Source organism: Microvirga aerophila (genome assembly GCF_003332305.1).
In the GTDB taxonomy this organism is placed as follows: domain Bacteria; phylum Pseudomonadota; class Alphaproteobacteria; order Rhizobiales; family Beijerinckiaceae; genus Microvirga; species Microvirga aerophila.
This window is the reverse complement of sequence record NZ_QOIO01000162.1, coordinates 1-2,051: the sequence shown is the minus strand read 5'-3', so window position 1 is coordinate 2,051 and position 2,051 is coordinate 1. Positions and strand designations below refer to the sequence as shown.

Genomic DNA, 2,051 nt, shown 5'->3' with positions numbered 1-2,051 from the left:
TTTCCCTTCAAGATCACGCACGTGCTCACCGACCGCGGCTCGTGCTTCACCGCCGATGGTTTCGAGGACGCCTGCCGCCGGCTGAAGGTGGTGCACCGCACGACCAAGCCCTACACGCCTCAGACGAACGGACTGGCTGAGCGCTTCAATGGGCGGGTGCAGCGCGAGGTGCTGGGCATCACGATCTACAGCCATCGTGACCTCGAGACGCTGCTCAAGGGCTTCAATCAGGCTTACAACAGGAGACGTCAACGCGTGCTCAAGGGGGCGTCACCCGAGCAGGTCGTGCAACGGCGCCTGGCCGCCGAGCCGAAGTTTGCCAACGCGCGCTTCAAGCCGCCCGATCCCAGGGCACTTCCCCAGGCCCTCCAGGTCGTCGCTCATGCCAAGGAGGTCTCGCATCCAGACAGCTAGTACTACAGCCGGGTTTGTGCGTTGTCTTGGACACGAAGGTGTCGCACCATGACGCACGCAAGCGAGGCTCACCGCTGGGCCGCTCAGTTGGATGATCTGTGCACCCGGATTGCTCCCCGGTTTGGCCGCATTGAGCCGCGCCGACGGGCTAGAGCAACGTCAGTTCTGACTGAATCGAGGGCTTTTCGGCGCGACGGCTTCGTGATTCACTTGTCTCAGCCTTCTTCCTGGGAGGAGATGAGCGATGACCAAGTCCTACTCGCTGGACCTGCGCCGCCGGGTGGCGCGCTTTGTCGAGGCGGGGCACTCCTGCCACGCGGCCGCCCGCCACTTTGAGGTCTCGGTGGCCTTCGTGGTGCGGCTGATGGCGGCCTATCGGGCCACCGGCAGCCTGGCAGCCAAACCGGAGGGTGGCTGGTGCTACTCCAAGCTCGACCCACATCGCGAGATCCTGCTCCAGCGTGTTGCCGAGAAGGGTGACATCACCATGCCGCAACTCGCCGCTGAGTTGGCTGCCCGCGGCACCAAGGTCACGCCCGCTTCGATCTCGCACTGGTTCATCCGCCAGGGCTATAGCTTCAAAAAAAACGCTGCGGGCCAGCGAGCAAGGACGCTCCGACGTGCGCCATGCCCGCGAGCGCTGGCGCACGAAGCGCCAGCCCCACATGCGCCAGGAGCCGCACCGGCTCGTCTTTCTGGATGAGACGGGCACGTCCACCAAGATGACGCGCTTGCGTGGCCGCTGTCCCAAGGGGCAGCGCCTGTATGCCAAGGCGCCCTTCGGCCATTGGAAAACCCAGACCTTTGTGGCCGGGCTGCGCTACCATGAGCTGAGTGCCCCCTGGGTGGTTGACGGGCCGATGACCCGACAGATCTTCGAGACCTATGTGGAGACCCAGCTTGCGCCGACGCTGTTGCCGGGCGATGTGGTCATCCTGGATAACCTGCCCGCGCACAAGAGTGAGAAAGCCGCGCAGCGTCTCAAGCAAAAGGGCGCCTGGTTCCTGTTTCTGCCACCCTACAGTCCTGATCTGAATCCAATTGAACAGGCCTTCTCCCAGATTAAATCGCACTTGCGCAAAGCCGAAGCCCGAACGCTCGACGCGCTCTGGCGTGCCATCGGCGACCTATGCGATCTGCTTGAGCCCGAGGTATGCCGCAACTACTTCACTGCCGCCGGATATGGATTCGTCTGAATGCCCGTTGCTCTAGAGCATCGGACCGTTAAGTGGACGCGCCACCGGCGGCTTCGGCATGGCTCCAGGATGGCTGAGATGCAGACCTCATCGGATCCGACTTCTCGTCCGATGCTCTAGAGCCTACTTGCAGGGCCTGCTCGCGCCACTCAAGCGCAAGAATGGCTGGCATCTGGCCGAAGCGGCCGGCGATGCCAGCCCTGATGGCGTGCAGGACTTCCTCGCCCGTACGCATTGGGATGCTGACTGCGACAGCAAGCTACCGGGGGAAGAAGACCTTGGACTTGCATCGCTTTAGATACTGCTGGCGAATGTGCCGGAGCCCTTGAGACAGGGATTGGCGTTCTGGGTTTGAGGGGGCAGCCCCACTATCCCGGAGGTCCTCATGTCGCTCCGCCCGATCCCGTGCCGTGATGTCCCAGCCGCGACGGCAGCCATCGC

Annotated in this window: 2 protein-coding genes and 1 pseudogene; all 3 read left to right on the top strand. The window is 63.4% G+C overall.

What is annotated here, in order from left to right:
- Positions 1 to 414 (top strand): integrase core domain-containing protein (locus DRB19_RS29490; protein WP_162815963.1); only part of this gene is annotated, 414 nt, incomplete at its 5' end.
- A gap of 244 nt (positions 415 to 658) precedes the next feature.
- Positions 659 to 1,610, top strand: a protein-coding gene (locus DRB19_RS29485; protein WP_373867469.1) for an IS630 family transposase whose coding sequence is annotated in 2 segments (ribosomal slippage) — positions 659 to 984 and positions 983 to 1,610 — 954 coding nt in all. Because the reading frame shifts where the segments join, the coding sequence is not laid out codon by codon here.
- Positions 1,611 to 1,734: 124 nt separating this feature from the next.
- A pseudogene (locus tag DRB19_RS29480) lies at positions 1,735 to 1,857 on the top strand (IS701 family transposase); the annotation flags it as partial.
- Positions 1,858 to 2,051 lie beyond the last annotated feature (194 nt).